This window comes from Carnobacterium sp., from assembly GCF_040274945.1.
In the GTDB taxonomy this organism is placed as follows: domain Bacteria; phylum Bacillota; class Bacilli; order Lactobacillales; family Carnobacteriaceae; genus Carnobacterium_B.
Genome location: NZ_JBEMAR010000003.1, coordinates 1 through 23,927, shown reverse-complemented (window position 1 = coordinate 23,927; position 23,927 = coordinate 1). Strand labels below are relative to the sequence as shown.

General features: G+C 34.8%; 27 protein-coding genes. 20 read left to right on the top strand and 7 right to left on the bottom strand.

Annotation, left to right across the window (positions count from 1 at the left end; genetic code table 11):
• Positions 1-4: 4 nt before the first annotated feature.
• A complete protein-coding gene (locus tag ABS916_RS03995) occupies positions 5-133 on the top strand; it encodes a hypothetical protein (RefSeq protein ID WP_350450689.1) in 129 nt (42 codons plus the stop codon).
• 566 nt (positions 134-699) lie between these two features.
• Here ABS916_RS03995 and ABS916_RS03990 read toward each other — a convergent pair.
• Complete coding sequence (locus ABS916_RS03990) at positions 700-1,326, bottom strand: trimeric intracellular cation channel family protein (RefSeq protein ID WP_350450688.1); 627 nt, start codon at positions 1,324-1,326, stop codon at positions 700-702.
• 373 nt (positions 1,327-1,699) lie between these two features.
• On the opposite strand from ABS916_RS03990, the gene ABS916_RS03985 reads away from it, so the two are divergent.
• The 6 genes from ABS916_RS03985 to ABS916_RS03960 all read left to right on the top strand — a co-directional run bounded on the left by ABS916_RS03985 (position 1,700) and on the right by ABS916_RS03960 (position 6,130).
• A complete protein-coding gene (locus ABS916_RS03985; RefSeq protein ID WP_350450687.1) occupies positions 1,700-2,593 on the top strand; it encodes an ROK family protein in 894 nt (297 codons plus the stop codon).
• A 92-nt stretch (positions 2,594-2,685) separates the two neighbouring features.
• A complete protein-coding gene (locus ABS916_RS03980; protein WP_350450686.1) occupies positions 2,686-3,288 on the top strand; it encodes a hypothetical protein in 603 nt (200 codons plus the stop codon).
• A gap of 407 nt (positions 3,289-3,695) precedes the next feature.
• A complete protein-coding gene (locus tag ABS916_RS03975) occupies positions 3,696-3,887 on the top strand; it encodes a hypothetical protein (RefSeq protein ID WP_350450685.1) in 192 nt (63 codons plus the stop codon).
• A 33-nt stretch (positions 3,888-3,920) separates the two neighbouring features.
• Positions 3,921-4,106 carry a hypothetical protein gene (locus tag ABS916_RS03970; RefSeq protein WP_350450684.1) on the top strand — a complete coding sequence of 62 codons (186 nt, stop codon included), beginning with the start codon at positions 3,921-3,923 and terminating at the stop codon, positions 4,104-4,106.
• Between the two features lie 144 nt (positions 4,107-4,250).
• Entirely contained in the window at positions 4,251-4,973 is a 723-nt protein-coding gene (locus ABS916_RS03965; RefSeq protein WP_350450683.1) for an EAL domain-containing protein, read from the top strand.
• Between the two features lie 221 nt (positions 4,974-5,194).
• Positions 5,195-6,130, top strand: coding sequence for a GGDEF domain-containing protein (locus ABS916_RS03960; RefSeq protein WP_350450682.1), 936 nt, complete (start codon positions 5,195-5,197; stop codon positions 6,128-6,130).
• Positions 6,131-6,180: 50 nt separating this feature from the next.
• On the opposite strand, the gene ABS916_RS03955 is transcribed toward ABS916_RS03960, so the two are convergent.
• Entirely contained in the window at positions 6,181-6,783 is a 603-nt protein-coding gene (locus ABS916_RS03955) for a Rho termination factor N-terminal domain-containing protein (protein WP_350450681.1), read from the bottom strand.
• Positions 6,784-7,017: 234 nt separating this feature from the next.
• Here ABS916_RS03955 and ABS916_RS03950 point away from each other — a divergent pair, with 234 nt between their 5' ends.
• The 12 genes from ABS916_RS03950 to ABS916_RS03895 all read left to right on the top strand — a co-directional run bounded on the left by ABS916_RS03950 (position 7,018) and on the right by ABS916_RS03895 (position 18,796).
• Positions 7,018-7,692: a response regulator transcription factor gene (locus tag ABS916_RS03950; RefSeq protein ID WP_350450680.1), complete on the top strand. Its 675-nt coding sequence runs from the start codon at positions 7,018-7,020 to the stop codon at positions 7,690-7,692.
• Complete coding sequence (locus ABS916_RS03945) at positions 7,689-8,930, top strand: sensor histidine kinase (RefSeq protein WP_350450679.1); 1,242 nt, start codon at positions 7,689-7,691, stop codon at positions 8,928-8,930. Before ABS916_RS03950 ends, ABS916_RS03945 begins: the two co-directional genes overlap by 4 nt.
• 210 nt (positions 8,931-9,140) lie before the next feature.
• Positions 9,141-10,520 (top strand): glycoside hydrolase family 1 protein, encoded by a 1,380-nt coding sequence (locus tag ABS916_RS03940; protein WP_350450678.1) that lies wholly within the window; start codon positions 9,141-9,143, stop codon positions 10,518-10,520.
• A gap of 295 nt (positions 10,521-10,815) precedes the next feature.
• A complete protein-coding gene (locus ABS916_RS03935; protein WP_350450677.1) occupies positions 10,816-11,565 on the top strand; it encodes a polyphosphate polymerase domain-containing protein in 750 nt (249 codons plus the stop codon).
• Entirely contained in the window at positions 11,562-12,245 is a 684-nt protein-coding gene (locus ABS916_RS03930; protein ID WP_350450676.1) for a DUF4956 domain-containing protein, read from the top strand. Before ABS916_RS03935 ends, ABS916_RS03930 begins: the two co-directional genes overlap by 4 nt.
• Positions 12,245-14,146 (top strand): carbohydrate-binding domain-containing protein, encoded by a 1,902-nt coding sequence (locus ABS916_RS03925; protein ID WP_350450675.1) that lies wholly within the window; start codon positions 12,245-12,247, stop codon positions 14,144-14,146. The genes ABS916_RS03930 and ABS916_RS03925 overlap by 1 nt, the downstream gene beginning before the upstream one ends.
• A gap of 468 nt (positions 14,147-14,614) precedes the next feature.
• A complete protein-coding gene (locus tag ABS916_RS03920; RefSeq protein WP_350450674.1) occupies positions 14,615-15,277 on the top strand; it encodes a deoxynucleoside kinase in 663 nt (220 codons plus the stop codon).
• Entirely contained in the window at positions 15,274-16,452 is a 1,179-nt protein-coding gene (locus ABS916_RS03915) for a NupC/NupG family nucleoside CNT transporter (RefSeq protein ID WP_350450673.1), read from the top strand. Before ABS916_RS03920 ends, ABS916_RS03915 begins: the two co-directional genes overlap by 4 nt.
• Before the next feature lie 141 nt (positions 16,453-16,593).
• Positions 16,594-17,343 (top strand): sulfite exporter TauE/SafE family protein, encoded by a 750-nt coding sequence (locus ABS916_RS03910; RefSeq protein ID WP_350450672.1) that lies wholly within the window; start codon positions 16,594-16,596, stop codon positions 17,341-17,343.
• A gap of 99 nt (positions 17,344-17,442) precedes the next feature.
• On the top strand, positions 17,443-17,817 hold the full coding sequence (locus tag ABS916_RS03905) for a hypothetical protein (RefSeq protein ID WP_350450671.1): 375 nt from the start codon (positions 17,443-17,445) through the stop codon (positions 17,815-17,817).
• Positions 17,818-17,871: 54 nt separating this feature from the next.
• Positions 17,872-18,129, top strand: coding sequence for a hypothetical protein (locus ABS916_RS03900; protein WP_350450670.1), 258 nt, complete (start codon positions 17,872-17,874; stop codon positions 18,127-18,129).
• A gap of 250 nt (positions 18,130-18,379) precedes the next feature.
• Positions 18,380-18,796, top strand: a complete 417-nt coding sequence (locus ABS916_RS03895; RefSeq protein WP_350450853.1) for a cupin domain-containing protein — start codon at positions 18,380-18,382, stop codon at positions 18,794-18,796.
• Between the two features lie 122 nt (positions 18,797-18,918).
• On the opposite strand, the gene ABS916_RS03890 is transcribed toward ABS916_RS03895, so the two are convergent.
• From ABS916_RS03890 to ABS916_RS03875, 4 genes are all read right to left on the bottom strand, one after another.
• The gene (locus ABS916_RS03890; RefSeq protein WP_350450669.1) at positions 18,919-19,209 is read right to left on the bottom strand and encodes a hypothetical protein; all 291 of its coding nucleotides are present in this window, start codon (positions 19,207-19,209) and stop codon (positions 18,919-18,921) included.
• A gap of 309 nt (positions 19,210-19,518) precedes the next feature.
• The gene (locus tag ABS916_RS03885) at positions 19,519-20,127 is read right to left on the bottom strand and encodes an alpha/beta hydrolase (RefSeq protein WP_350450668.1); all 609 of its coding nucleotides are present in this window, start codon (positions 20,125-20,127) and stop codon (positions 19,519-19,521) included.
• A 37-nt stretch (positions 20,128-20,164) separates the two neighbouring features.
• Positions 20,165-21,157 (bottom strand): ring-cleaving dioxygenase, encoded by a 993-nt coding sequence (locus ABS916_RS03880; protein ID WP_350450667.1) that lies wholly within the window; start codon positions 21,155-21,157, stop codon positions 20,165-20,167.
• Positions 21,158-21,199: 42 nt separating this feature from the next.
• The gene (locus ABS916_RS03875) at positions 21,200-22,135 is read right to left on the bottom strand and encodes a ring-cleaving dioxygenase (protein WP_350450666.1); all 936 of its coding nucleotides are present in this window, start codon (positions 22,133-22,135) and stop codon (positions 21,200-21,202) included.
• 361 nt (positions 22,136-22,496) lie between these two features.
• Here ABS916_RS03875 and ABS916_RS03870 point away from each other — a divergent pair, with 361 nt between their 5' ends.
• A complete protein-coding gene (locus tag ABS916_RS03870) occupies positions 22,497-23,147 on the top strand; it encodes an NADPH-dependent FMN reductase (protein ID WP_350450665.1) in 651 nt (216 codons plus the stop codon).
• 134 nt (positions 23,148-23,281) lie between these two features.
• Here the strand turns inward: ABS916_RS03870 and ABS916_RS03865 are convergent, their stop codons facing one another.
• Positions 23,282-23,599 (bottom strand): hypothetical protein, encoded by a 318-nt coding sequence (locus ABS916_RS03865; RefSeq protein ID WP_350450664.1) that lies wholly within the window; start codon positions 23,597-23,599, stop codon positions 23,282-23,284.
• Positions 23,600-23,927: the final 328 nt, after the last annotated feature.

The following is a 23,927-nucleotide window of genomic DNA, read 5'->3' as shown; positions in this document are numbered from 1 at the left end:
TTGTATGACAAATGGTGTGAATGCTTCAAAATTAAATTCTTCTGGAATGGACGGATTTGCTTGTGGAGCATGGACCGCCTGTAAGCCTATAGTCTTACAGACTTTCAAGCTTCAAACAAACCATAATCGCTGAAGCTCTAACGGTTTATAATTCTCATTGAATCCTTTACAGGGCTACAATCCACCCTATTCCTCCAGAATTTTTTGGTAAGTATTTTGAATAATCTATCAACACTAAAAATTATAGACACTTTTATTAGAGGCACAGTGCTGTCACAGCACTGTGCCTCTAACTATCTGAAGGCTTATAAAAATAAAAAGGGAAGTTATAAGAAATTCTTTGCGAAATAAGATTTCTAATTGACTTTAAACTGTAAAGTTTTTTACTACATATAGTAATAGTGCTATACCTTAACTGTTGTAATTGAAATAATAATGGATTAAACTAAGAAATATAATGAATGTAATATCATAGAATAAGTTTATTTATTATTTAATCTTCAAAATAGTAACATGAGTTAGTGAAACCTGTGCTACTAGCCCCGGTACACTTCTGTTATCGTTTTTACTCATACATATATATTCTACAGTTCAATTTTCTTTTCTTAGGTTATCTAGGTTAAATGAATAATCTCATTTTGACAGGTTTATTTCCGAATTCCGAATGTTATTTAAAGTAAGATATCTAATCAAACCTAACTAATCTTTTTTATTTTTTGGATAGAAAGAGTGCGGAAGACTCCAATTGAAGTAAAGGGACATCACTCTTAAAACAACAATTGAAATGAAGAGTATAATCGTTACATAAGAACCACTGACCCAATTTAATCCAATAATCAGCCCAGCGATTGCAGCCCATAAAGCGTAAACATCTGAATGGAAAATCATAGGTTTACGTCCGGCAAATATGTCTCTTAACAATCCTCCACCTGCACCCGTGATAACAGCAGCAAGAACGACTGCGACTGCCGGAACTTCAGTGGAAACAGCATAATTTGCACCTTGAATGGCAAACGCTGCTAAACCAATAGCATCAAAAAACTCGATGCTGTTCACTTTCCAAAGAATATTCCAAATGTTAGGAAAGAGCAATACTAAGGTAATCGCTAAAAAAGCAAACTTAAATAAAGTACTTTGCATCCAAATATTTTGGACAGGAATACCAATAACTAAATTACGAATAAGTCCTCCTCCAAATGCTGTTGTAAAGCCTAAAATATAAACTCCAAGAATATCATAGTTTACTTTGATTGCGATAAATGCACCACTTATTGCAAAAGCAATTGTACCAATGATATTTAGAATTTCCCACGTCATTCCTGCCATTTCAACTACCTCTATTCTATTTACTTTTTTATAAGAGCATAGCATAAATAAAAGATTATAGAAAAAATAAGCGGTTTTATTAGAGTAGATAAGAATCCAGGTTATTTAAAAATAACAAAGGCAGCTCTAGTATCAAGAAAATGGCCTTGAAATAAAAAATTAATAAAAGAATGTTTGTTAATAAATGAGTAGTTCGCTATACTAAATGTAGAGTCTTTTTCGTTTAGAAACATTGATTTAGTTCAATTTACAGAAATAAAAAATAAAGATGCTTTTTTTTTGCATCGTCTTGACTAGTACTTGAAAAATTAAATAATATTTAATAGAGAACAAAATGAAAACGGTGTTATTTTGAATGGTGGGGAGTGACTAGATGAGTATTGTGGTATTTGATATCGGTGGATCAGCAGTAAAATTTGGATTGTGGGAAAATGAAGGGTTAAGCAATAAAGGTTCATTTTATACACCAAAAAATTGGGATGATATGAAAGAAGAAATGATGAAGGTTTATCATAACTTTACGAAAAATCATTCAGTGAAAGGTGTGGCCATCAGTGCCCCGGGTGCTGTTGATGCACTAGAGGGAACTATCAGTGGAATCAGTGCGGTTCCTTATCTGCATTTTTTCCCAATCAAAAAAGAATGGGAAAATTTATTTGGAGTGCCAGTTTCAATGGAGAATGATGCTAATTGTGCTGCATTAGCAGAAGTGTGGCATGGCGCTGCAAAAAATATCCAACACGCTTTGTTCTTAATCATTGGTTCAGGTATTGGTGGATCCGTTGTTATTGATCGTAAGTTATTTAAAGGGAAAGATCTTTTTGGAGGAGAATTTGGTTATATGTTGTTAGATGGTGAACATACGTTAAGTGAAATGGGAAGTCCGGTTCATACTGCAGAACGCTATGGAAAAGAAATGGGATTAGATACAGTTGTGGATGGAAAGTATCTTTTTAAAGAAGCGGATAGAGGAGAACCACTGGCTGTTAAATATGTGGATGGTCTTATTGATGCCTTAGCACGCGGAATTTATAACCTTTCTATTAGTTTTAATCCTGATATGGTTGTTATTGGCGGGGGCATATCTGTCAGAGAAGACCTTATTCAACGTTTGCATGAACGGACTTCCTTTTATTTAGAACGTCAGAGGGCATATGATATAAAATTAAACATTCAAGTTTGTGAATTTCACAATGATGCTAACTTGATTGGTGCTGTGGCTCATTTTGAACAAACGGTGTATGATAAAAATAATATAGCGAATTAAAATTTCCTTTGTTTAAATGAAACTTCAAGCTGTAATTCCGGATACTAAAAGGAGAACTATTATTTTATTTAGAAAAAATGGAGGAACTACGTATGACATTTGAACCAACTGAAAACCCAAACACTGATTATAACGAAAGTCTTTTATCCATTGATAAAAGACTTTGTGAATTGTTAAATGACCGTAAAGAAATTCTGGGGAAAAATACAATTTTTCCACCAGATGAGGTAATTTCTAAATTGGCCGACGAGTACAACCTTCATGAAGAGTATTTACAATCGCTCTTTACGACAATGGCGATGGAGGCTAGTCTTAAGCCAATGGTTGTGCCTATTGAATTCAAAAAATATGTGCCAGTGCTTAAGATTTATGAAAATGATGGAGTCATGTATACGGTAACCTTTATTCGGCAGTATGCTAACGCTAGTGTGTTGTATCTAGATATAGATTGGGAGGAGAGAAATGAGGCTATTGAATCCAACTATTATCCTGATATTTTTGATATGTTCATTGATGATACATATATCTGTCGATCAGAAGGTGGTGGAGGAACAACTGGACATACAAGCTATAGCTATATCATTTCACCCGCTTTGCCAGATGATGTTACTGGAATTGAACTCATTTTTAAAGAACCCGGTAGACCGTTTAATGAAAATCCAACTGGTTTTGAATTTTCAATCAAGCTAGGGTAACTAAATAATACCAGTCATTTTTTGGGCTGTAACAGATAAAAACTGACCTGCTGTTGAAATAGCAGGTCAGTTTTTTTCACTCAACAGTCGGTGTTCTCCTTGAAATTTTTGAATTTTGGTAATGTCTTATGAGCGAGCTTTTTGCTGTTCACTTTCTTATATTATCGCATATTGCTTATCAATTTTAGTTAAATCTAATAAAGCATATCGCCGCCGTTTATTAAGGGAATAATTTTTAAGGTTATCTTAATAATCTAGTAGACTTGTATCATGAAGATAAAAGAGAGTTTAATAAATAGTGGATAAAACGTTATATAGTATTAACCACTTGTGAACAAGATTGACACAATAACTGAATAATAACAAATAAAACTATCAAAACAAAAAAAAATTATCAATACGGTTCGATGTTACTGTTGTTTTTTTCTACAGGTTTAGTTTTATCTGAAAGTAATGGTATGATGTTTATGAATAAGAGCTATGAAAATGAGATACCTTATTTAATAAAAAGCATTACGAAGGACAATCAAGAGTTGAACAACGCGAGTTACCTGATAGTAAGTGCAGATAAAGAAAATATAGACAACTATTATACGTAGTATGTAGGGAAATATTATTTATACTCAAACCAAGTGGATGCGATTGAAAACTTTATTATTTCGGATGAAGAGTTTATAACGACGTTGTCTAATTATGATTATATAGTAGTGATTGATGAGCACTATACATTTAATGCACTAGCTAAAAAAATACTGAATATTAATATAGAGCAACAGATTTATAGTTCTGAGGAATTGCTTGCTCACTACACTAATTAATTAGCTTTCAATTATTCTTAATAAGTGAGCTATGATTTAAACTTTAGCCGTTCTCTAGTTAAATGGTCAAATGAGAGAATAGATGTCTGACTTATCTTTTAATGAAAGTGACCGATTTAACATAATAGTAAGGGAGGCTTTTAAATGGACGAATTTCAATTTTACTTTCAACCTAAAGTCGATGTACGATACAATCGAGTAGTTGGATATGAAGTATTGTTAAGAAATAAAGAACAAAATCCGTATTATCCAGTAGGAAAAATGGCTAATATTTTAAAAAATCAAGAAGAGCACTCCTGTTTTTTGAAATGGTTTCAAGAGGAAATGACGCAAGTGTTGCATTCAGCACCCACAGAAAAATTTTCTATTAATTTTGCACCAAATCAATTACTTTACCCGGAAACGCATGTTTTTTTAGCAAACATGCAACAATTTGCTGAACAATTGATAATCGAAGTAACAGAAGAAGCACCATTGTTTGTTGATTCAATGAATGATTTGGATGCTTTAACAGTTGATCAGCAGCTTCAATCTGCTTTTTTATCAATCAAAGAAAAAGGGTATTACATCGCATTAGATGATGTAGGTTCGGGGAAAAATTCGTTAGATGAGGTTTTGAAATATACTTCTTATCTAGACCAAATTAAATTTTCGATTGTAAAATGCGATAAAAAAGATTTAAATGAAGAGACGTTAAATCTGTTCTTAACTGCTTGGAAACATTTTTCTGAAGATTATCATCTCGATTTCATTGTGGAAGGAATTGAAGATCAAGAGACAAGTGACAGATTAAAAGAACAAGGAATATTCATCCAACAAGGTTACTATTTTGGAAAACCTTCAAAAAAGATAAAGAAGTGTTGTTAAGAAAGTACTGATTTATGTAGTTATTATTTCCTATGTCTGGTTGATGGAAGGAGTTTTGTAAGCTAACATCTATTTTCTTAAATGTTATTGCTAATATCTCGATTCTCACTACAGCATCCTATATATTGGTTAAACTGATTCCCAAAAAGAAAATATATACACTTAGCTTAAGTCAAAGGCTCTGGATGATTGGTTTATCTGGGGTGACGAGTTCTCTTTTAATGCTATTTTCAGTCAGATTACCTGAAAATGTTATTTTAGACTTCAGGCATATTATTTTAATTTTGTTGGTTTATTATTTTGGCAGCTCAGTTTCTATTCCAATGGCTTTATTATTGGCAGCATTGCGTTTACTCTGGGGAATCAATCCTGGTTCGATTCGAACAGCGTCTATATATATTGTACTTGGTCTGGTATTGCCCTATGTGTGTAAAAAACTAATGAAATGGTTTAACCGATATGCTATTTTACTGATGCTTAATGCGATTTGTGTATCAACTATTGCTCTGAACTTATTTCTTTTATATGATGATATTTTAGTGAGTACTTTTATTTGCTTAACCGTACTGATTCTTTCAAGTAGTGTAGTTATTGCCGTTACATTATTTATTGAAGACTTGATAAGAATTCGGTCTTTATTTTTAAAAGAGCAAGAACGTGCAAAAGTGGATTACTTAACTGGTTTATACAATATGAGGGAATTCAATAAAAAGTGGCAATCGATTGCTGCAAATGATTCTGTTGAAACAACAGCTTTCATGATGCTGGATAGTGATCATTTTAAATGCATAAATGATAAGTATGGACATGCAAATGGTAATTTTATCTTACGACAGCTAGCTACAGTTTTAAAGGTAGGAGCTCCAGATAGTGAACTGGTTTACCGTGTTGGAGGAGAAGAATTCTGTTTGATTTTAAACAACTTACCGTATACTGAACAAAAAAAAATTGCCGAAAAACTCAGAGCTAGTGTAGCAGGTAAAGAATTTTTATTGGAAAATGGAGCTGGCATCAATATGACTATATCGATTGGTTTAGCTGCCTCTACTCAAAAAAAAGATATGAAAAATCTGTTTCGGTTAGCCGAACATTGTTTATACAAGGCCAAAAATCAAGGAAGAAACAGAGTAATTGGAGCTACATTGGAAAGTGAGTAGAACGCAAAAACGGAGTAGTTCATTCTACTCCGTTTTTTTGCGTAGCTAAATCAGTATTTCTTTTTAGGATGATGCTCAACAGGTTCAGGATAAGTTAATAACAACTCTTCACCAGATGGAGTGATTTTATACCCTCTGATTTTAAAATGGGGAGCAAGTTGCTCCTCCGTCAATTGTTTTTTAGCCAGTTCCATTAGTTCTGGTTTTTTTAGTTTAGAATACCCCACTATCTCATATTGTTTTAAAATGGCTTTTAATTGTGCGGCATTTAAATATGGTAGTGAATCAGATGCGGAAAGTTCGTTTGCATATCCTTTTTCTTGAATTTCATCTAAGGCTTGAGCACCATTGATGCCATAATCGTATTCAAAATATTTTGGACAACCGCTCGTATTTGTAAATGTACCAAAATTTATACGCCACAATAAAATCAAATGACCAGGCAATAAACCTTCATCATAACGAATCATATTTCTTTTTGGTACAAGCTTTTCAGAGCCAATAGATACTCCAGTTACCCATTTTTCTAAATCACGTTCAGGTGAAATATAAGGAACTTCAGCATAATCTTGATAAAGTTTAAAAACAGCTTTAACCTCTGGATCACTCAAATCCAGATGGCTGTTTTGTTTGTCGATATTAGTAGTATTCACAAAAAAACCTCCTTTTCATTAGTCTATTTTCTTTCCAAAAAACAGAATAAATCGTATATATTAATAGTATAGTATCTTTCAATTTTTCACAAGAAGAGTAAAAAAAACTAAGTATATAAGTGACTTAGCGTGTTCAGTGAGTACTTTCAGCGGTTGTTATTGTTGCAAATTATGTTGCACATCTTAATCGAGTGGCCTATGCTAATCAAAAGAAGCTTTTAAGGAGGTTTTGATATGCGCCTTTTGTTAGCAGAAGATGAACAAGATCTGGCTCGTGCCATTCAAGTGATTTTAGAAAACCAAGGATACACTGTGGATAGTGTTCATGATGGAGAAGATGCTTATGAATATGCTTCCTTAGCTGAATACGATGGGCTTATTCTTGATATTATGATGCCTAAACGCTCTGGGCTAGAAGTTCTAGAAAAGTTGCGAAAAGAAGGTAAAGAAACGCCAATTTTGCTTTTGACAGCAAAATCAGCCATCGAGGATCGTATCAACGGACTGGATCTTGGAGCAGATGATTATTTAACAAAACCATTTGCAATGGGAGAGTTATTAGCACGCGTACGTGCAATGACACGCCGAAAAACAGTCTTACAAGCGAACAATTTAACATTTGAAGATTTAGAGTTGAACAAAGATAATATGCGTATCAGTAATGGTCAAGACGAAATAAAATTATCAAACAAAGAATGTCAAATTTTGCAATTACTAATGGAAAATCCAAAACAAATTTTTTCAGCCGACCAAATGATCGAACGCATCTGGGGTTGGGATGCGGATATCGAAATGAACAGTATATGGGTACATTTAAGTAATTTGCGAAAAAAATTAGCGGAACTAGAAGTTCATGTCAAAATAGTTGCCACTCGTGGTGTGGGCTATTCGCTGGAGGTTATTAAATGATTGAGAAGCTAAGAAAAAAATTTATACTGGTTACTATGAGCACCGTTTTTGTGGTAATGTCTGTCGTATTAATTTCATTGAACGCCACAAATTACTTCCACGCAGCTGAAAGAGCAGATGAAATTTTGAGTGTTTTAACTGAAAATGGCGGAGAATTTCCAGATGAGGAATTCACAGAACAAGAACCAGGAATCTTACCGCCAAATCAAGCGGTGTCAGCAGAGACCCCTTTTGAAACTCGTTATTTTACTGCTGTTGCCAATTCCAATCGACAAGTCATTCAAATCGATACAACACGAATACGGTCGGTCAATTCTGAAACAGGACGGATTTATGCAGAGGATATCTTATCTTCAGATGATACAAAAGGATACGTGGATGTTTTTCGGTATAGAGTTGTAGAGCAAGAGGATGAAACTTTTTTGCTGCTGTTTGTTGACAGCCAACGGGAGCTGCAGACGGTGAGAACCTTCTTTCAAAATTCATTATCCATTGGGTTCATCAGTTTAGCACTCATTTTTTTGTTGGTAGTTTATTTTTCAAAAAAAATAGTGAAACCTGTTCAAGAAAGTATTGATCGCCAAAAGCAATTTATTACCGATATGGGTCATGAGATAAAAACTCCCTTGGCTATTATTTCAGCTAATAATGATGTGCAGCAAATGCTTAACGGAGAGAATGAATGGACAGAAAGTACTGGAAAACAAATTCGCCGTTTAAATGGTTTGATGGAAAGTATGATTCAACTTACACAAATGGAAGAGGAGTCCTATAAACCTAAGATTGAACCGGTTAATTTTTCGAAAATCTTGCGCGAAACGTGTGAACCTTATGTTCTTATTGGTGAGCAAAAAAAGGTTACTGTTGCTCTAGATATTCAACCGGATTTATTTATTCAAGCAGAAGTAGAGTCGATTCATAAGTTGTGTTCGCTATTAATGGATAATGCAAATAAATATGTTCGAGAACCGGGAACCATTCAAGTTCATTTAAGTAGACAACAAAGCAATAAAATCAAATTGCTCATTTCTAATACGGTTAACGAAATGCCCCAAAAATTTGATCGATTATTTGACCGTTTTTACAGAGAAGATCAAGCAAGAAAACACACAGCTGGAGGTTATGGCATCGGGCTATCTTTGGCAGCTGCCATAGTAGAAAATTACCACGGACAAATTAGAGCCATCTCAATAGATGATGAAACCATTGCTTTTGAAGTTGTATTGCCAATAAAATAAAAAATAGCTGGGCAAGTCACTGATATAAATCAGAAGACTTGTCTTTTCTTTGTCCAGTTTAAGTATCTTTATTTCGTCATTTTTGTCAAAAAGAAAAACTATACATGATTCGTATTATAATATATTCCGGTCTTTACATAAAAATAAAACTTTGCTAGAGTATGAATATAAACCGATTACATTTTAATTCAAAGACGAGGAGACTAGACGATGACTAAATTTTTTTGGGGTAATTCAGTATCAAGCATGCAAACTGAGGGAGGATGGGATGAGGGTGGAAAGAGCCCGTCTGTTTACGATGTAAGAGAAGCGACGGAAGATACAAGTGATTGGAAATTTGCGAATGATAATTATCATCATTTTGAACAAGATCTAGATTACATCAAAGACTTAGGCATGAATATGTATCGGTTCCAGATTTCTTGGTCACGAGTGATTAAAAACGGTAACGGTGAATTGAATGAAGAAGGCATTGCTTATTATGATCGATTCATTGAGGGATTGCTTGAAAGAGGTATCGAGCCGATGATCTGTCTGTATCATTTTGACATGCCCTTGCATTTAGCAGAAAAATATAATGGGCTAGTTTCAAAAGAAGTACTGAATGCCTTCGTCAGATATGGAAAAGAAATGGTCGATCGTTATGCGGATAAAGTGAAGTACTGGATTGTATTCAATGAGCAGAATCTCTACCATGTCCCAGAAGCATTTAGAATCAGTGGATATTTACAGGGAGAAAAGACGACAAATGAGTTATATCAAATTTTACACAATGTCATGGTGGCTCATGCTGAAATTGCCAATTATCTTCACGAAACAACAGATGCTCAGATTGGTGGAATGCTAGCTTATAGTGAAGTTTATCCAGCAACTTGCAAGCCTGGAGATATTCTAGCAGCTAGAAAATGGGATGAATTTGTAAACTATACGTTACTTGACGCTTATACAAAAGGAACGTATTCAAAAGAAATGATGCAGTTTGTGAAAAACAACGAAATTGATATGAACATATTATCTGGAGAATTAGAAACAATTCAAAATCAGAAGAATGATTTTATCAGTTTTAGTTATTATGCTTCGTCAACCATCAGCGCTGAAAAGATTCCAGCGGGAACAGTTCCAAATGAGTATATGCATTACGGGAGATTAGACAATCCACATTTAGATACTACAGAATGGAACTGGCAGATTGATCCACTTGGATTCCGAGATGTGTTAAACAAATTATATCAACGCTATCAGGTACCTGTCTTTCCAATTGAAAATGGTATTGGAGTGAAGGAAGAGTGGGATGGATCGAATCTAATAGAAGATGACTATCGCATCGACTATCATAAGAAACATTTATTAGCCATGTATGACGCTATGTACATCGATGGAGTAGAAGTAATGGGCTATCTTGGATGGGGCTTGATTGATATTTTAAGTTCACAAGGAGATATGCGTAAACGTTATGGATTAGTGTATGTGAACCGTGATAACCATGATCTGAAAGACATGGAGAGAGTTCCTAAGAAAAGTTACGAATGGTTCAAAGAAGTCATTAAAACAGATGGAAAGTGTCTGACTGAAGGTCTTGACAGAACCTGATAGAAGAAGCATCAGAGTTAGGAAAACATGATGAAAACGGGGTTTGAAACAATAAAAAGTATCAGCCCTAAATTTAATAAAGAATGGCCCAATTTTCTTTAAGAAAATTGGGCCATTCTTCTTTTTATGTCATCGGTTCAGTGTTTTTTTACATAGTTGCCATGAAGAGCAGATGAACTTCTTTAGTTGCCTTAGCGTTGCCTCTGACATACAAAGTTGCTTCTAAATTTTAAACTTAAGGTTCAATTAAGGTTCAAGTTTTATATTGTATCCATCGATCAAGGAGGTAATGGATATGGCTAATTATCAAAGTGTTTTTGAACGAAAGGAAACAAAGTACTTAATTACTTATGAGCATTGGAATAAATTGCTTATAGAACTTAGACCGTACATGGAACTGGACCAATACGGCAAGCATTTGATCACAAATATTTACTATGATACCCCGAGTTGGTTTTTGATACGTCACTCAATGAGTAAACCGCTCTATAAAGAAAAAGTTCGATTGCGTAGTTATGGTGTTCCAACAAAAGAAGATTCAATTTATATCGAGATTAAGAAAAAGTTTGATGGGATTGTCTACAAAAGAAGAACAAAGATGCAATTGAAACATGCGGAAAGATTTCTAACACATCAAAATGAGCTTGAATCTGTCAGTGATAATCAAAAAGTACGTGAATTTGAGTCCGTCCTTTCTTTTTATCCGGACTTAGAGCCAGCTATGTATTTGTCTTATAGAAGACTAGCGTACTTTGGAAAGTTGGATGACGATATCCGAATCACTTTTGATCAAGAAATTTTATACCGAACAGAGGATCTTTCATTATCATCTGGATCGTATGGCAAAGCAATTTTACCGGAAAATCACTTGTTGATGGAAATAAAAATTTGTGGAGCAATGCCTGTATGGCTCGCCCGTATTTTATCTAACCAACAAATTTACCCAACCAAATTTTCAAAATATGCTAATGGGTATCAAGATTATTTAAAGAAACAAGAAGAACCAACAATGGAAGTAAACGAAAGAGAGGTTTTTAGTGTATGAGTGAATTATTTAATAGTTTATATATGGAAAGTACGTCTGCGTTTTCAATTTCAAGTTTTATTTTTTGTACACTAGCAAGTTTGATTTTAGGTGGGTTTATTTCATGGACCTATATGCACCAAAATCAATATTCTAAAGGATTTGTAGGTACGTTATTTCTATTGCCGGCTATGGTGCAAATGGTCATTATGTTGGTTAATGGGAACGTTGGAGCCGGAGTTGCTGTGATGGGAGCATTCAGTCTAGTACGATTCCGATCGGTTCCGGGTTCGGCTAAGGAAATCAGTAGCATATTTCTGGCTATGGCTATAGGTTTAGCAACTGGTATGGGCTATATAGGAGTTGCCGTAGTATTTGCTTTGGTTATTTGTGGTGTGATGGTAATACTAAATCTTTCCAACTTCGGTGAAATGGGTGAACAGGTCCGTATGTTAAAAATCACTATTCCCGAAAACCTAGATTATAGCACGATCTTTGATGATGTTTTCGAACGATACCTATCTAGTTATCAAATGCTGAGAGTGAAAACGACCAACATGGGTAGTCTATTTCGTCTTGAATACACCATTGAGTTGAAAGATCCAATGCAAGAAAAACAACTGATTGATGCTTTGCGTTGTAGGAATGGAAACTTGGAAATTATTTGTGGCCGCTCGTTATCTGGAAAGGAAGAATTATAATGAAAAAAAAGATGAACTATACGAAAATCACCCCATTCTTGTCACTAGCTGTTTTAGTCATGTTAGCTGGATGCCAAGCAACTTCTTCTGATACTGCCCAAAGTGCAGAATCTACTGTAATTGCTGATTCTGGCACTTCGGAAAGTACAGTGGACTATGACTTAGAATTCAGCTCAGATGATCTTGAAGTCGGGTATGACGAGTCGGAAGCAACCACTGTTCAACTGACTGATGATCAAAGTACGAGTGATGGAGAGGGAGCGACGATTGAGGATAATATTGTTACTATTACTACAGGAGGAACTTACTTAGTCAGTGGAACTCTCTCAGATGGTCAAATCAAAGTAACTGCACCGGACACTGAAGAGGTTCATTTGATTTTTGACGGAGTAGAGATCACCTCTTCAAGCAGTGCGCCGCTGCTTATTGAAGAAGCAGAGAAAGTTTTTGTGACTTTAGCAGAAGGTTCAGAAAATACACTGACGGATAAAGCTGGAAGTACAGCATCTATCGGAACAGGTGATGATGCAACAACTATTGATGGAACAATTTTTAGTAAGGCTGATTTAACAGTGAACGGCTCTGGAAACTTAACAGTAAATGGAAATACAAATCATGGCATTGTATCAAAAGATGATTTGATTATCGTAAGTGGAACGTATCAAATTACTGCTGTTGGACAAGGTCTGTCAGGAAAAGATGCAATCAAAATCAAAGACGGAACATTCACGTTTAACACAGGTACTGATGGTATCCAATCTGACAACGATCAAGAAGAAGGAAGAGGATTTGTTTATATTGCAGGTGGAGATTTCGTGATAGATGCTGAGCAAGACGGTATTCAAGCTGAAACACTGCTTCAAATTGATGGCGGGACTTTTGACATTACAGCAGGCGGCGGAAGTGCCAATGCAGTAGCGAAAACATCGGAAGGTATGGACTTCTTTAATCAAACTGCAGAAACAGAAACAGAGGAAAATTTGGATACGGACGATACTAGTTCGACAAGTACAAAAGGGTTAAAAGCCACTGGCGAGTTGATAATCAATGATGGAACAATCACTATTAATGCGGCTGATGACACAGTTCATACTGATGGCAACATGATACTCTCAGGTGGGACATTATCATTAGCTTCTGGTGATGATGGCTTACATGCGAACAATGATGTGCAATTAAACGGTTCAACTGTTGCGATTACAGAAAGTTATGAAGGTATTGAAGGCAAGACGATCACGATCAGTGACGGGGAGATAACGGTTTTAGCTAGTGATGATGGGTTAAACGCATCTAGCGGTACTTCCACAACTAGCGAACAAACTGGTCCCGGTGAAACAGCTGGTAGTAGTGAAAATGCATTAATCATTTCTGGTGGTACACTGACAGTGAATAGTAGCGGTGATGGATTAGATTCAAATGGAACAATTGAAATTTCTGGAGGATTAACGACAGTTAGTGGTCCAGAAAATGACGGAAACGGAACAATTGATTCAAATGGGGATACTATTATTACTGGAGGAACATTAAAGGCTGCTGGTAGTTCAGGTATGGCTGTAACTTTTTCAGAAAGTTCTAGTCAAGCAAGTGTGTTATACGGATTCGAAAACACTTATGAAGCAGGGAGTGAAATTGAATTAAGCGATGCAGACGGTACTATTCTTTTGTCATGGACAGCAGATAAAAGTTTCACTTCTGTGCAGTTTAGTTCAGCTGATTTAGCAGTAGATGAAACTTATACCTTATCCGTTAATGATGAGACGTTTGAGGTCCCAATTTCATCAATTTCAACAACTGTAGGTACTATAACGGGTCAAATGGAAGAAGGCATGCAACAGCCTGGTAATGGCGATATGCAAAAACCAGGTGAAGGAGAACCGGGTAGTATGCCAGAGCTCAATTAAATAATAGAAATAGGTGGAAAAATAGACAAATCATGTGGGATAATCCAGTGATTTGTCTATTTTTTTGAAAAACTAAGTGAAAAATCAATTAGACTTCCTAATATTCATAGCTAAATATGATACAATAGGTTGTCTTTCTAGTCTTAGAGCATAACAGTTAAATGAAAAACATAAATTTAGCGACGACACAACATGTTGTGTTTGTTTTTATTTAAAATGGTATATATTGTGTTTTTGTATTGAAAAATTTGGGAAATAGTAGTATTATAACTAAGGTGCTGTTGGATGAGATTGTGGCTATTTATAAAATAAGTAGTTTTAAATGAATGGAAGATTACTCTGAAATTTGTTTAGCAAACCAATATGAACTAAAGCAACAAAGATGATCAAGATCACAAATGTTTAACTAAATAGAAAAAGGGTAGCTCAATGGGCTACTCTTTTTCCTTGAAATAAGGAGAGGGGTAGATGGCGATTTTAGTAATTGGTGGAATGATCGGAGCAGGAAAAACAAGTGTGGCTGAACTTTTAGGAGGTTCTTTAGGTACTGAGGTCTTTTATGAAAATGTAGAGGATAACGAAATCTTGCCTTTATTTTATACAGCAAGCGAAGAGGAACAAAGAGTCAAACGTTACCCATTCTTACTGCAATTAGAGTTTTTGAATAGTCGGTTTAAAAGTATTAAAGAAGCGCTACATAATCAAAATAATGTTTTAGATCGATCAATCTATGAGGACTGGTATTTTGCGAAAGTAAATACTGAACTAGGGCGTATTTCTGAAACGGAATTTAGTATATATGAAAAGTTGCTTAATAACATGATGGAAGAATTACAAGAATTGCCAAAAAAATCACCTGATTTAATGATCTATTTGCAAGGGTCTTTTGAAACGATTCTTTACCGTATTGGTTTGCGTGGCAGAGACTTTGAGCAGGATCAAGGGTTGCTAGATTATTATAGAGCACTTTGGAAGGGCTATGACAATTGGGTTGCCAAACATTATGACGCCTCTGAGGTGTTGATTATCAACATAGATAAGATTGATGTAGTCAACAACCCTGCAGATGCCTATACGGTTGTAACAATGGTTAAAGATAAATTAGCAGAGATGGAGATAGGGAATAAATGAATAAATTGATCACGATTTTAGGAATTATCGTTATGTTGGGGATTGTTTATCTCCTATCTGATAATAAAAAAGCTATTAATAAAAGAACAGTCTTTACTGCTTTAGGAGCGCAAATTGTTTTGTCATTATTCTTAATTAAAGTTCCTATTGGTAGTTGGATTATTGAACAATTAGCAAGCGGTGTAACAAAGCTGTTTAGTTTTGCTAATGAAGGGCTAACTTTTGTGTTTGGAGATCTATTTGGACAAGGGTATTTCTTTATTGATGTACTGGGAGTCATTATTTTCTTATCGGGCTTAACAGGTATCCTAGGTTACTTAGGTGTAGTAGGTTGGGTAGTGAAAATTATTGGAGGTGGTGTAGGTAAACTGCTAGGTACAGAGAAAGCAGAGTCGTTTGTAGCGGTAGCAAATATGTTCCTAGGCCAAACAGAATCTCCTTTCTTAGTAGCCAAATACCTGCCAAATATGACGAAATCAGAGCTCATGACGGTTTTGGTTTCAGGAATGGGCTCAATGTCAGCTTCTATTTTAGTAGGGTATAATTTGCTAGGTATTCCTATGAAATGGTTGCTGATCACAACTGCTTTGGTGCCATTTGGGTCAATGCTAGTTGCAAAAATTTTGACACCTGAAACAGAAGTCAGCCAAGTGTCAGACGTAACACTAGACCGTAAAGGATCTAATACGTCAATTTTTTCTGCAATGTCTGAAGGAATCAATAATGGGTTACAAATGGTTCTAGGTATCGGTGCTAGTTTGATTGCCGTGATCTCGATTGTGGCCTTATTAAATAGTATTTTAGGTTTAGTAGGAACGAGTTTTACAGAGGCTTTAGGCTATGTCTTTCTACCGATTGGTTGGTTGATGGGGCTAAATGGCTCTGAAGCAATGATAGCTGGGCAAATTTTAGGTACAAAAATGTCTATTAATGAATTTGTTGCTTATGCCGATTTAGCACCTATGATGGCTGAACTATCAGATAGAGCTGTAGCTATGTTATCCATTGCTGTAGGTAGTTTTGGCGCATTTGCCAGTATCGCGATTTGTGTAACTGGATTATCAGTATTTGCACCAACTAGGAAAAATGATTTATCTAAACTTGCTCTAAGAGGAATGCTAGGTGGATTTATTGTTCCTATCTTATCTGCTATGTTTGTTGGACTGTTTTTATAAAAACTCAGTATACTTTTTATATTGATCTAAAAAGTCATTAACTCTAAATAGTTAATGGCTTTTTTGTTTAATATAAAGGTTTGAAATTTAACTATGATACAATAAAGATTAACTATTTAATTGTAAAAGGAGTTTTTTTTAATGCCTATTTCTGTCATTATTTTAGTGATTTTAATCGTTTTTTTAGGTTCACTGACACGTTCTACTTTTGGGTTCGGGGATTCAGTTATTTCTATGCCTTTATTAGCGTTACTTCCACTTTCTATTCATACAAGTGTTTCTCTTATTGGCTTAACTGGTTTGTCTGTGGGACTCATGGCCATATTTTCTGCATGGAAGTATATTGATCGTCGCATTCTTATTCTTCTTTCAATTAGTACTTTTGTCGGAATTCCTATTGGACTTTATCTAGTCAAAAATATGCCTCAAGAAAGAGTAACACTAATTTTAGGGGTTTTCCTTCTTTTTTACGGTGTTTATTCATTGATAAAACAACGATTTCAACTGGAGTTACCCAAAAAATGGAAAGAAAGTAATTTTTTACCTTTGCCTTTTGGTCTTCTTTCAGGTGTTCTTGGAAGCGCCTATAACATGAACGGAATTCCTATTGTAATTTATGGAACCTTCCGAGATTGGGAAATGAAGACTTTTCAAAGTACTCTACAAAGTCATTTTATTATTTCAAGTCTTTTAATAGTTACTGGACAAGCGTTAGGGGGATTGTGGTCAAAAGAGTTATTTATTTTTTATATTGCTTCGCTTCCAGCGATTTATCTAGCCCACAAAATTGGCAAGGGAATTCGACAACGACTTCCGGTTCACCGATTTGAAACGCTCTTATTCTTTTTTATTATTTTTTTAGGCATGATGCTCTTATTAAGCGTATCCTAAAAGAGCGCTTTCGAAATAAGGGTAATAACGTTATAATTGTTTTATAATTAACTAATTCATTTAACACCTAGATGTTGAGAAGAAAAGGGGGCTTTAAAAATGAGTGATCGCGATAAGCAAAATAAGTATAATCAACAGAGTAATATTTCAAATTCTTTATACGCTAGAGTAAATGTCGGTCAAGATGCCGACAAAAACTCACTTGATAGTGCTGAGCCTGTACACACAGGCGGGAGTATGAACAATGAGGATGAAAGAGTGATCGATAATAATACATTTACTCATACTTTATTATTTTATGTTATTGGGTTATTAACATCTGCTATCATCGGATTTGGCATTTTTAAGTTATTCCAAAATTATTTTTATGGTGAGGGGCTAAGCCAAGCGTTACCATCATTTTTTCTGATTGCTGGGTCTCTTTTAATCGGCTTTATTATCTCAGCGTTAGTTCTTAAAAAAATAAAAGTTTAGTTAGTAATCGAACATGTTTTTGACAAAATAATAAACTGAAGAGGAGATTATTTTATGAGGAACATATCATTGCTCATTTATGCCTCACTTATTTTTTTATTAACCGGTTGTTCAGTGATGTCCGAAGACAAGGCTGAACAGTACATTATAAAAGAGTACAGCAATCAGTTAGGTGAAGCTAAGATTATTTCGACAGTAGAAATAGATAGCGAGTACTTAATCGAATGGGAAAATAAGAGAGATAAGTCTAGAGGAATAAGCAAGGTTTCAGCAGATGGAGAAATAACAATGATAGAAGTGGAAATTGAATAGCAGCAGCTAGAGTCTATTCTTCACTTGTGGGTAATCAGTTAGAATACATAAAAAGTAAAAGTTAAACGAGCAATTTTGCCATTCTTCATTGGCAAAATTGCTCGTTTGTTAATGAATAAATTGAAAGATGGATTGGTAATTTAGTTCAAAGTGTTTAAAGATGACTTTTTAATTTGGAAGCGCTACAATAAACGTGGAATCCTGTGTAAAGAAGTAGACAACTACCCAAAACTAGATCAAAAGGAGGGAAATAGCAATGGAATTTAAAGATCATGGCAAAAAGCCTTATATGTTTGACATTGAAGAGGCAACTATCCAAAACAATAATTTCCGTACCACGATTTGGACAGGTGAAAATTTACAACTGACGGTGATGTCCATTAAGGAAAATGAGGAAGCTGGATTAGAAGTTCATGAAGGCATTGATCAGTTCATACGTATTGTAGAAGGTCAGGGCGTATGTAAAATTGGTGAAACCAAAGATAATTTAAACTTTGAAAGAGCCATTACCAAGAATGATGCTGTAATGGTACCTGAAAATAGGTGGCACAACATCATCAACACCGGTGGCAAACCCTTAAAGCTGTATACATTATACTCTACACCAGAGCACAAAGAAGGAACGATTCATATTTCGCGCGAAGATGCACCGCCACATTGGGATTAAGAATAGCTAACTTTCATAAATATAAAGTGAAAAAATAGATTAGGTGCTGCAATCAACTACGCACCTAATCTATTTTTTAAAACTATTTTAAAAGAAGTACGGACTAAGCTAAGACAATAAACTTAATTACGTCCAATAAACCTTTTATTGGCTAATACTTTAGCAGCGTGTTTGTCTGCCGGTACATAACCTTTTTCAAGTAAGTCGTTGATGTACAATCTATTGTAGATGAAAGCAAAAATTAGGCTGGAGAAATCCAATGAAAGGGCAGCACAAACGAGTTGAATAGAAAACCACTTAAAGTCTCCACGAAAGAGAGCAGGCATAAAAGCAAAAAATAAGGTAGTCCATGAAAAACCGACTTTTATGTGCTTTATTTGGTGAGTATGCGGATGAGTTAAAGATATTTTCATCAGTATCACGTTCCTTTCGTTTATTATAAAGTATAACATATGTCTAAAAGCAACGTGGCTAACAGAACTTAGAGTGATTTTTCTTTTAATTGTTCAAAAAAGAGAATACTATCTCTAACTTTGTCTTGTTCGCTTAATTTCTCAAATCCTTCCTCTGCTTGAGTTAACTAGTTTTTTTTAAGTGCCTTATGGTTAATTTGTGAACTCATTGAACTAAGTTACTAATTAAAAAATAATAAGCCTTAAGCGAAATAAATCATTCGTTTAAGGCTTATTTTGTTCAGGTTAAGTTAATTAAAACAGTATTTATCAAGCGTAAGTTAGTTGGTACCATTTAGCTGCAGCAGCAACTTCACTATACGTTAATTGATGTTGGTTGCTTTCCCAATGAATCTCAACTTTAGCGTGTGCTTTTTCCAGTGTAACATACAATTCTTCTGATTCTTTTGAAGGGCAGATTGGATCGTTTGTTCCAGCACTGATAAAGACAAACTTACTTGATAAATCAGGTAAAGAAATGCCTCTTAGAGGGACCATTGGATGATGCAAAATAGCTCCAGACAATGCATCACCATAATGAAAGAGAAGACTAGCAGCAATGTTTGCTCCATTTGAATACCCTATAGCTAAAATGTTTGTGCGGTCAAACTCATATTGATTAGCAGCTTCATCAAGAAATACATTTAATTCTTTTGTACGGAAAATTAAATCCTCTTCATCAAAGATTCCTTCAGCAAGACGGCGGAAAAAGCGTGGCATGCCATTTTCTGAAACATTTCCTCGGACACTTAAAACATTTGCATCTGGATCGATTTCTGCTGCAAGAGGAAGAAGGTCACGTTCAGTGCCTCCAGTTCCATGTAGTAGAAGCAAAGTCGGTTTCGTTTGATCTTTTCCTTTAATAAATAAATGTTTCATACTATTCCTCCTTTATTATTTGCCCCTAAAAGGTCACTTAATCTAAATACTCTTTTTCAAATACTTTTGTGCTGCGTACAGTATCAATAGGACGTACCAATGATTCAATACGACTACGGTCATTTCTAAAAGCTGGCGGTAAAGCAAGTGTCTCACCTAAAATTTCAATGGATTCTTCATCATCAATAAAGCCAGGTTCATCCGTAGCTAGCTCAAATAAAATACCAGGATAGATATTTGTATACGTGGATTCAAAATAGAAACGATCGACATATCCTGAATTTGGCAGCCCAAAACTTTGCATCCGTTCCGTCCAATAATCAAGATTCTCACGATTTTTTGCACGGAAAGCAACATGATGTACGCTGCCGTATCCTTGTCTTCCACGTGGCATACTCGTATTTGATTCAACAATGATTTGAGCGCCGTTACCACCAAATTCCCCAACTTCAAATTGGTGGTAGTCCCCCTCAACTGCGATTTCTTTGAATAAAAGAACTTTTTCAAGAATTTGCTTCATATAGTCAAAATTTGAAACTCTAAAGAAAATAGGACCTAAACCGGTAATGGCAAATTCGTCAGGGACAGGACCTTTATGCCAAGGTTTTCCGGAAGCCACTCCAGTATCTTTTTCATCCGAGATCAATTGATATTGTTGTTCATCAAAATCTTCAAATTGTAAAGTATTGACCCCAAACATTTCTTTAATCTCTCCATGTTTAACAGCATATTTGTTGAATCGTTTAACCCAATAATCTAGCGCTGCATCACTTGGTACACGAAAAGAAGTTCTTGAAATGTCATCCGTTCCTTTTGATCCTTTTGGAATATTTGGAAAATCAAAAAAGGTCATATCTGTTCCTGGACTGCCGCTTTCATCTGCGAAGAATAGGTGGTAAGTGTGAATATCATCTTGATTGATGGTTTTTTTAACTAAGCGAATACCTAAGACATTTGTATAAAAGTCATAGATTTTTTCAGCGCTACTTGTTATTGCGGTTACGTGGTGAATTCCTGCAAATTCGTTCATAAATTATTCCTCCAATTAGTTGATGTAGTTTTAAAATATTGTTTAATCCAATTCTCTGACTTCAATTGGAATCAGGTTAGTGGTTAATTTTTCTCGTGCACTTTCATATTGAATTGGTAGTTTCAAGCTTTGTCCCATTGTCTCATAAGATTCATCATGTGCAAAACCAGGAGTATCGGTTGCTATTTCAAATAAAATATCGCCATATTCTCTAAAATAAATAGCGTTAAAATAGTTGCGGTCTTTTATTTCTGTTACACCGTACCCTTTGTTATAAACATAGTCTTGCCAATCAACGTGATCGGCTTCATCTTTTGCGCGCCACGCAATATGGTGGACCGTTCCAACGCCCATTATCCCTTGAGCAAGTGCACTTTGTTTAACATCGATAATATTTCCAATTTCTCCATAAGCTTTCAACCGAATAAGATCGTCTTCTTCAGCTATTTTTTCCAAACCCATCGTTTCTTGAAGTGTTTCAATTGTTGAATTTGGATCAGTGGAATACAATATTGCTCCGCCAAATCCTTTTATTGCTACATCAGAAGTTACTTCTCCAAAAGTCCAATTGTTAAGTTGACCATCTGCACGTTCAACTAATTCGAGTTGTAAACCATGGTAATCTTCAAATTGTAAATAGGTTTCACCAAAACGATTTGCTTTTTTGTAACGAATCGCAAATTTATTTAATCTAGTTTCCCAATAAGATAAGGAACCAACTGGAATAGCGTAAGTGGTCACACCAACTTGACCTCCGCCGATTTTTCCCTGTGCAGCTCCAGCCCAAGGGAAGAAAGTAATAATAGTACCAGGTTTTCCACCGTCATCTCCAAAATAGAGATGATACGTACCTGGATCATCAAAATTGACCGTTTTTTTAATAAGTCGCAAACCTAAAATACCGGCATAAAAATCAATGTTTTCTTGAGGGTGTCCAACGATAGCTGTAATGTGGTGAATACCTGCTGTTTTCTTCATATCAATCGCTCCTTATAAGTTTAATAGTTGGATTACAGAATTTAAATGTTATAAAGCTACATGTAATGTTTGAAATTAATTACGAATTAATATATTACTAATTCGAGGTAATTGTAATACGTTTATTTTATTTTGTCAAATAGAGTAAACTATTCTTTTATTTTACTAACCTGCTATAGAGAAACCTTTATTTAAAGGGAAAAGAAATAAATTCACTTATTTTTAGTAAAAATCTCTAATTAATAATAAATAGACTTGTAATAAATTTTTGTCTATGGCATACTAGTAAATGTACTTACGAAATGTAAGTGTTAATTGGTGGGTGACCTTCAATTAAATGATCTGTAATGGAGGAAACACATTGACTAACAAATCTGTATTTACTCGAATGAGCGAAGCATTATTCGGGAAGAATGAACAAACAACAAAAATAGAAGAAAAGAGGAATAAAATTATGAAAATCGGTATTATCTCAGGAAGCGTACGTGTAGGAAGAAACTCAGCAGCTGTAACAGAATGGATTCATGAATTTGCAGTAAACAGAAACGATGAAGGTGTCGAATATGAAATGGTTGCTTTAGCAGATTACGATCTACCATTATTGGGAGCTGAACTATCTGGAGACCGCCAAGCATCAGCAGGCGCAGCAATTCAAGCATGGTCAGAAAAAATGGCTTCATTTGATGGATATGTCTTTATCACTCCAGAATACAATCATGCTGTTGGTGGAGCATTGAAAAATGCTTTAGATTTCTTAAAAGTAGAAGTTGCGAATAAAACAGCAGCACTAGTTGGATATGGTAGTTTAGGTGGCGCACGTGCTCATGAAAACATGCGTGTGATTTTAGGGGAACTAAGTGTAGCTTCTGTACACACAACAACAAACTTCTCTCTAATGACTGATTTTGAAAACATGAGTGTTTTCAAACCAAATGACTATAATAAAGTTAATGCACAAGGCATGTTTGATGACTTATTGTTATGGACTAAAGCTCTTAACACAATTAGATAAGAATACAAATTAAAAACAAGCCATACCAGAATAAATCTGATATGGCTTGTTTTTTTGTACGATTGTATTAAAAGAATTCCTACTATTTTTTATAAAGGTAATCCCTAAAATGTCAAAAATTAGGTTCAATGCTTTTAGTTTTGTATTTGTTGAAGATAGATAAGAAAACTCACTATAGTTAGCACAATCAAAATAGCTAATGTAATCAAAGGTTGATTGCTTAAAGAAGTAACATCTTGTTTTTCTAATTTGTAATGAGGATTAACTCTTTTAATATTGTAGTCGGTATTTGTACTTATAAAACTTCCACTGGGGAGATTAAACAAAAATAAAATAATATAAAATATACCTGATAGTAAACTTATAGGAATATCCCAAATAAAGTTTATTAGAAATGCTATAAAAATTGGAATAATACTTAGTAAAAATAATTTCATTAGCTTCTTTTTCAATATAACTCCTCCATATAAATAGATTAAAGTTTAACAAAGACCTGTGAAGTAGTAGATGTATTGGAGCAGAAGAAATACTACTGTTTCGAAAATGATAGATTTAACAATGAAAAAGGAATCGATTATCAAATTAACGTAAAATCTCATTTGAATAGACAAAATAAGTCTGAATTCGGTTAACTCAAAAGTGCTTTTCAATTGAGTTGAATCAACAAGTCTGAATTCGGTTAACTCAAAAGTGTTTTTCATTTGAGTAGAAGCAATAAGCCTGAATTCGGTTAACTCAAAAGTGTTTTTCATTTGAGTAGAAGCAACAAGCCTGAATTCG

What these genes read in the sequence shown, in the direction of transcription:
- ABS916_RS03995 (WP_350450689.1), top strand. Translation starts at nt 5, where the DNA reads ATGACAAATGGTGTGAATGCTTCAAAATTAAATTCTTCTGGAATGGAC.
- ABS916_RS03990 (WP_350450688.1), bottom strand. Translation starts at nt 1,326, where the DNA reads ATGGCAGGAATGACGTGGGAAATTCTAAATATCATTGGTACAATTGCT.
- ABS916_RS03985 (WP_350450687.1), top strand. Translation starts at nt 1,700, where the DNA reads ATGAGTATTGTGGTATTTGATATCGGTGGATCAGCAGTAAAATTTGGA.
- ABS916_RS03980 (WP_350450686.1), top strand. Translation starts at nt 2,686, where the DNA reads ATGACATTTGAACCAACTGAAAACCCAAACACTGATTATAACGAAAGT.
- ABS916_RS03975 (WP_350450685.1), top strand. Translation starts at nt 3,696, where the DNA reads ATGTTACTGTTGTTTTTTTCTACAGGTTTAGTTTTATCTGAAAGTAAT.
- ABS916_RS03965 (WP_350450683.1), top strand. Translation starts at nt 4,251, where the DNA reads ATGGACGAATTTCAATTTTACTTTCAACCTAAAGTCGATGTACGATAC.
- ABS916_RS03960 (WP_350450682.1), top strand. Translation starts at nt 5,195, where the DNA reads ATGCTATTTTCAGTCAGATTACCTGAAAATGTTATTTTAGACTTCAGG.
- ABS916_RS03950 (WP_350450680.1), top strand. Translation starts at nt 7,018, where the DNA reads ATGCGCCTTTTGTTAGCAGAAGATGAACAAGATCTGGCTCGTGCCATT.
- ABS916_RS03945 (WP_350450679.1), top strand. Translation starts at nt 7,689, where the DNA reads ATGATTGAGAAGCTAAGAAAAAAATTTATACTGGTTACTATGAGCACC.
- ABS916_RS03940 (WP_350450678.1), top strand. Translation starts at nt 9,141, where the DNA reads ATGACTAAATTTTTTTGGGGTAATTCAGTATCAAGCATGCAAACTGAG.
- ABS916_RS03935 (WP_350450677.1), top strand. Translation starts at nt 10,816, where the DNA reads ATGGCTAATTATCAAAGTGTTTTTGAACGAAAGGAAACAAAGTACTTA.
- ABS916_RS03930 (WP_350450676.1), top strand. Translation starts at nt 11,562, where the DNA reads ATGAGTGAATTATTTAATAGTTTATATATGGAAAGTACGTCTGCGTTT.
- ABS916_RS03925 (WP_350450675.1), top strand. Translation starts at nt 12,245, where the DNA reads ATGAAAAAAAAGATGAACTATACGAAAATCACCCCATTCTTGTCACTA.
- ABS916_RS03920 (WP_350450674.1), top strand. Translation starts at nt 14,615, where the DNA reads ATGGCGATTTTAGTAATTGGTGGAATGATCGGAGCAGGAAAAACAAGT.
- ABS916_RS03915 (WP_350450673.1), top strand. Translation starts at nt 15,274, where the DNA reads ATGAATAAATTGATCACGATTTTAGGAATTATCGTTATGTTGGGGATT.
- ABS916_RS03910 (WP_350450672.1), top strand. Translation starts at nt 16,594, where the DNA reads ATGCCTATTTCTGTCATTATTTTAGTGATTTTAATCGTTTTTTTAGGT.
- ABS916_RS03905 (WP_350450671.1), top strand. Translation starts at nt 17,443, where the DNA reads ATGAGTGATCGCGATAAGCAAAATAAGTATAATCAACAGAGTAATATT.
- ABS916_RS03900 (WP_350450670.1), top strand. Translation starts at nt 17,872, where the DNA reads ATGAGGAACATATCATTGCTCATTTATGCCTCACTTATTTTTTTATTA.
- ABS916_RS03890 (WP_350450669.1), bottom strand. Translation starts at nt 19,209, where the DNA reads ATGAAAATATCTTTAACTCATCCGCATACTCACCAAATAAAGCACATA.
- ABS916_RS03885 (WP_350450668.1), bottom strand. Translation starts at nt 20,127, where the DNA reads ATGAAACATTTATTTATTAAAGGAAAAGATCAAACGAAACCGACTTTG.
- ABS916_RS03880 (WP_350450667.1), bottom strand. Translation starts at nt 21,157, where the DNA reads ATGAACGAATTTGCAGGAATTCACCACGTAACCGCAATAACAAGTAGC.
- ABS916_RS03875 (WP_350450666.1), bottom strand. Translation starts at nt 22,135, where the DNA reads ATGAAGAAAACAGCAGGTATTCACCACATTACAGCTATCGTTGGACAC.